This is a genomic window from Mesorhizobium sp. M5C.F.Ca.IN.020.32.2.1, assembly GCF_004023105.1.
In the GTDB taxonomy this organism is placed as follows: Bacteria; Pseudomonadota; Alphaproteobacteria; order Rhizobiales; family Rhizobiaceae; genus Mesorhizobium; species Mesorhizobium wenxiniae.
Window position 1 is genome coordinate 1 of the sequence record NZ_RZSX01000445.1, and the last position, 5176, is coordinate 5176.

Sequence of the window (5176 nt, forward strand, 5' to 3'; positions counted from 1 at the left end):
ATATCGGTCCCCTCGCCAACCGAGGCCGCGAGTTCGCGAACGCCGCTCCCGATCGTGGTCAACGCGGTTTCATGGCCAAACAGCCAGAGCGGCGCGAAACCCTGATGTGGCCCGGAGACGCCAGCGGTGTCGCGTGTCACCACCTCGCCTGATGCCTCGACGGTGATGAAATCGCGCTCACCTTCGACGCTCAACAGCCGCGTATCGTTGCCGAAATGGTCGATGAAGCGCACTTCCTCGCGTGCCCCTTCGATCGTCAGCGCCCAGGACAAAACGGTCTGCGTCGGCCCGCTGACTGGAAGCAGCCGCAACCGCTGCAATAGATAATGCACCGGCGCATCGTAGCGGTATTCGGTCCGGTGGGTGATCTTCAGCCGCATTGCTCTCGTCCCCTGCGCATGATCTTTACCGGAAACCGGCGTTCACTTTCCGGGATCATGCTCAATAGAACCTGTAGTCCTGCGCGATCTCGTCGCCGAGCCTGGTGTTGTCGCGAATGAAATTGGCCAGGAATTCGTGCAGGCCGGCGTCGAATATGTCCTTGATCGAGCCGGCCGTCAGCATGGCCTGGGTCTTGCCGGCTGTCGCATGACAGGCATGGCGTTCGCCATAATCGTCGCCCAGGAATTTCAGGTGCTCCGTCAGGAAACGGTAGCAGAAGGTCAGCGAGCGCGGCATTCGAACATTGAGGATCAGATAGTCGGCAATGTTGCTCGGCTTGTAGTCGGCCTCGTATACCCAGCGATACGAGCGGTGCGCCGACACCGAACGTAGGATCGATTCCCACTGATAATTGTCGAGCGTCGAGCCGACCCACGAGATCGACGGCAACAGCACGTAGTACTTCACGTCCAGGATGCGTGCCGTGTTGTCGGCGCGTTCGACATAGGTGCCGAGCTGCGAGAAATCGAAGATCTCGTTGCGTAGCATGGTGCCGTAGAATGAACCGCGGATCAGCGCCGTTTCGCGCTTGATCGCGTCGAGCACGCTGGGCAGGTCGCGTTCGTCGATCGGCTTGGCCAGCATGCGCTTCAGCGACATCCAGGCCTCGTTGATGCTTTCCCAGGTTTCGCGCGTCAGCGCGGTGCGCACCATGCGGGCGTTGTTGCGGGCCGTCTCGATCGACGCCATCGTGCTCGACGGGTTCGATGTGTCGCGAAGCAGGAAATCCGCGACGTTGGCGGCGGTATAGTCGGAATATTTCTGCGTGAAGGCAGCGTCCGAGCCGGCGCTGAGCAGCACCGAATTCCACTCTTCGGAGGCGTTCTGAGTACGCGTCAGCGCCATGCGCAGCCCGGCATCGACCAGCCGCGCCATGTTTTCCGCCCGCTCGATGTAGCGGTTCATCCAGTAGAGACCGTTGGCGGTGCGGCCGAGAAGCATGTGGGGCTGCCCTTCGGGCTAGTGAGTAGTGAGTGGTGAGTAGTGCATGGTGAATGTTTGGATTTTGACGGAGTATGGCATTGTGCTTTCCCTCTACTACTGACTACCGACTATTCACTACTTACCCGTCTCAATCATCCAGCACCCACGTATCCTTGGTGCCGCCGCCCTGCGATGAGTTGACCACCAGCGAGCCTTCCTTCAGCGCCACGCGCGTCAGCCCGCCCGGCACGATCTGGATGCGGTCGGAAACCAGCACGTAGGGCCTGAGGTCGACATGGCGCGGCGCCAGCCCTTTGTCGGTCAGGATCGGACAGGTCGACAGCGCCAGCGTTGGCTGGGCGATGTAGTTCGACGGTTTTGCCGCGAGTTTCTTGGAAAAATCCTCGCATTCCTTCTTGGTCGCCGCCGGCCCGACCAGCATGCCGTAGCCGCCTGAGCCGTGCACCTCCTTCACCACCAGCTCGTCGATATGTTCGAGAACGTATTTCAGGCTGTCCGGCTCCGAGCAGCGCCAGGTCGGGATGTTGCCGAGGATTGCCTTGCGGCCAGTGTAGAATTCGACGATTTCGGGCATGTAGGAATAGATCGCCTTGTCGTCGGCGATGCCGGTTCCCGGCGCATTGGCGATGGTGATGTTGCCGGCGCGGTAGACATCCATGATGCCCGGCACTCCAAGTGCCGAGTCCGGACGGAAGGTCAGCGGATCGAGGAAAGAATCGTCCACCCTTCGATAAAGCACATCGATCTGCTTGTAGCCTTCGGTCGTGCGCATCGCGACGTGGCCATCGACGACGCGCAGATCCTGCCCCTCGACAAGCTGCACGCCCATCTGGTCGGCAAGGAAGGCATGTTCGAAATAGGCGGAGTTGAAGCTGCCCGGCGTCAGCACGGCAATGGTCGGCGGACCCTTGGTGCTTTGCGGCCGCACCGCCGCCAGCGACTGGCGCAAGAGCTGCGGATAGTTTTCCACCGGCCGCACCTTGATCTGCTGGAACAGCTCGGGAAAGAGCTGCATCATCGTCTCGCGGTTCTCCAGCATGTAGGACACGCCGGACGGCGTCCGCGCATTGTCCTCCAGCACGTAGAATTCGTTCTCGCTGATGCGCACGATATCGACGCCGATGATATGGGTGTAGACGCCGGCCGGCGGCCTTACCCCGATCATCTCCGGCAGGAACGCCTCATTCCTGGCGATCAATTCCTTGGGGACGCGCCCGGCCCGCAATATTTCCTGGCGGTGGTAGATATCGTCGAGAAACGCGTTCAGCGCCTGGACGCGCTGCTCGATGCCTTGCGTCAGCCGTCGCCATTCGTTGCCTGAAATGATGCGCGGAACGATATCGAAGGGAATAAGGCGTTCGGAGGCTTCCTGCTCGCCATAGACGGCAAAGGTGATGCCGGTCTTGCGAAAGACGCGTTCGGCGTCCTGCATCTTCTCGGTAAGCCTGGCCGGATCCTGCTCCTTCAGCCAGCGGTCGTAAGCCGAATACGGTTTTCTCAATCCGGAGATTTCCGGAAGCATTTCGTCGAACGCTGCCAATCGCATACTCCCCTGTGAGACCATTTCACTGGCGTCACGGGAGAAAATCAAGCGCAATCGGTGATTTGGAGGATGCTGGCGATCAGTATGTCGCGACCTGCCTAAAATTAGGGCAGCGCCGATATGGCTGGGTCAGGCTTTGCCTTGTGCCCGGGCAGGGGCCGGCGCCACTCAGAAGGCGCGGAAGGTGACGACCGTAAACGTGTCCTTGATGCCGGGAAGAATCTGCACCTTCTCGTTGACGAAGTGGCCTATGTCTTCCTCGTCGTCGACATAGAATTTGGCGAGCAAATCGTAGTTGCCGGCTGTCGAGTAGATTTCCGAAGCGATCTCGGCATCGGCCAATGCGCCGGCAACGTCATAGGCCCTGCCCAGATCGCACTTTATCTGCACGAAAAATGCCTTCATTGCCCGGTCCTGCTCAACTTGCACGCATAAGCGGCCCTTGTGGCAGACTGCCGCCCGGCTTTCAAGCATCAGGACGGCGCTCAGGCGGAACGCGACCTGAGGGAAGCTTTAGTACAGCCAAACGACGGATGCACGCGGGCGCTGAGACCGTGGAGCGCTGCCAAGCGCAGGCTATGCCTGCGCGCGCTCGCTTCGCTGAGAGGGCCCGCTCACATCACCGGGATATCGCCCCTTGCCCAGCCCTCGGAAATTGCCGCCGCCCGCGCCTCGAAGGCGCCGGCTTCGATGGCGGCACGAATATCCTGCATCAGCCTCTGGTAGTAGGAAAGATTGTTCCAGGTCAGCAGCATCGCCCCCAGCGCCTCTTGCGAGCGGACCAGATGGTGCAGATAGGCGCGTGAATAATCTCTGGCGGCCGGGCAGTCGCTCTGCTCGTCCAGCGGGCGCGGATCGTCGGCATGGCGAGCGTTGCGCAGATTGACCTTGCCGCGCCTTGTATAGGCGAGGCCATGACGGCCGGCGCGCGTCGGCATCACGCAATCGAACATATCGATGCCGCGTGCCACCGATTTCAATATGTCGTCAGGCGTGCCGACACCCATCAGATAGCGCGGCCTGTCCGCCGGCAGCTCCGGGCAGGTGATGTCGAGCATTTCGAGCATCACCGCTTGCGGCTCGCCGACCGCCAGCCCGCCGATGGCGTAGCCCTTGAGGTCCATCGCTTTCAGCGCCTGCGCCGAGCGCAGCCGAAGGGCCGGTATGTCGCCGCCCTGGACGATGCCGAACATCGCCTTGCCCGGTTGGTCGCCGAATGCCGACTTGCAACGTTCGGCCCAGCGCAGCGACAGCTCCATGGCCCGCTCGATCTCCTTCTCCATGGCCGGCAGCGCGGTGCATTCGTCGAGCTGCATCTGGATTTCGGAATCGAGCAGTCCCTGGATTTCGATCGAGCGCTCGGGCGACATCTCATAGGGGGCGCCATCAATATGTGAGCGAAAGGTGACGCCCTTTTCGGTGAGTTTCCTCAGTTTCGACAGCGACATTACCTGGAAGCCGCCGCTGTCGGTCAGGATCGGGTGCGGCCAGCGGGCGAATTCATGCAGACCGCCAAGCCGCGCCACACGTTCGGCGCCAGGCCGCAGCATCAGATGATAGGTATTGCCAAGGATAATGTCCGAGCCGACGCCGCGCACCTGATCCATATACATGGTCTTGACCGTGCCGCCGGTGCCGACCGGCATGAAGGCTGGCGTGCGGATTTCTCCGCGCGGCATAGTGATGGAGCCGCGCCGCGCTTTCCCGTCGATCGCCAGCACCTCGAAGGTGAACGCCTTAGTCATTGAATTCCTTGTCCTATACCGGGCGCGCGTCCATCGCTCTCCTCTTTGAACAGAAGGCTTGCATCTCCGTAGGAGTAGAACCTGTAGCTGTTCTCGATGGCATGCGCATAGGCCGCACGCATTGTTTCCAGACCACAAAACGCCGAAACCAGCATGAACAGCGTCGAACGCGGCAGATGGAAATTGGTCATCAGCATGTCGGCGGCCTTAAAACGGTATCCGGGAGTGATGAAAATGTCGGTCGGACCCGACCATCCAGCCAATGTGCCGTCCTCCCGCGCGGCGCTCTCCAGCAGGCGCAGCGACGTCGTACCGACGGCGATGATGTGCCCGCCGCGTGCTTTCGCCGCGTTCAGCGCCTCGGCGGTTTCCGGGCTGACCGAACCGATTTCGGCATGCATCTTGTGATCGGCGGTGTCGTCGACTTTCACCGGCAGGAACGTGCCGGCGCCGACATGCAGGGTGACGAATCGCCGCTCGACGCCTTTGGCATCCAGCGCCG

At 61.2% G+C, this 5176-nt stretch carries 6 protein-coding genes; all 6 read right to left on the reverse strand.

All coding sequences use genetic code 11. The annotated features are described in order from the left end of the window. Nucleotides 1-380: transglutaminase N-terminal domain-containing protein (locus EOA86_RS21205; RefSeq protein ID WP_281035681.1), on the reverse strand; the 380-nt coding region annotated here is incomplete at its 3' end. A gap of 61 nt (nucleotides 381-441) precedes the next feature. Then, nucleotides 442-1383: an alpha-E domain-containing protein gene (locus EOA86_RS21210; RefSeq protein WP_029352858.1), complete on the reverse strand. Its 942-nt coding sequence runs from the start codon at nucleotides 1381-1383 to the stop codon at nucleotides 442-444. Nucleotides 1384-1513: 130 nt separating this feature from the next. Continuing rightward, nucleotides 1514-2926 carry a circularly permuted type 2 ATP-grasp protein gene (locus EOA86_RS21215; protein WP_164891879.1) on the reverse strand — a complete coding sequence of 471 codons (1413 nt, stop codon included), beginning with the start codon at nucleotides 2924-2926 and terminating at the stop codon, nucleotides 1514-1516. Between the two features lie 171 nt (nucleotides 2927-3097). Further along, nucleotides 3098-3334, reverse strand: a complete 237-nt coding sequence (locus EOA86_RS21220; RefSeq protein WP_029352863.1) for an Lrp/AsnC family transcriptional regulator — start codon at nucleotides 3332-3334, stop codon at nucleotides 3098-3100. A 209-nt stretch (nucleotides 3335-3543) separates the two neighbouring features. After that, a complete protein-coding gene (gene tgt, locus EOA86_RS21225; protein ID WP_127209776.1) occupies nucleotides 3544-4674 on the reverse strand; it encodes a tRNA guanosine(34) transglycosylase Tgt in 1131 nt (376 codons plus the stop codon). Beyond that, the coding region (locus tag EOA86_RS21230) for an S-adenosylmethionine:tRNA ribosyltransferase-isomerase (RefSeq protein WP_164891880.1) at nucleotides 4671-5176 on the reverse strand (506 nt) is incomplete at its 5' end. The genes tgt and EOA86_RS21230, both read right to left, overlap by 4 nt.

What these genes read in the sequence shown, in the direction of transcription:
- EOA86_RS21210 (WP_029352858.1), bottom strand. Translation starts at nt 1,383, where the DNA reads ATGCTTCTCGGCCGCACCGCCAACGGTCTCTACTGGATGAACCGCTAC.
- EOA86_RS21220 (WP_029352863.1), bottom strand. Translation starts at nt 3,334, where the DNA reads ATGAAGGCATTTTTCGTGCAGATAAAGTGCGATCTGGGCAGGGCCTAT.
- tgt (WP_127209776.1), bottom strand. Translation starts at nt 4,674, where the DNA reads ATGACTAAGGCGTTCACCTTCGAGGTGCTGGCGATCGACGGGAAAGCG.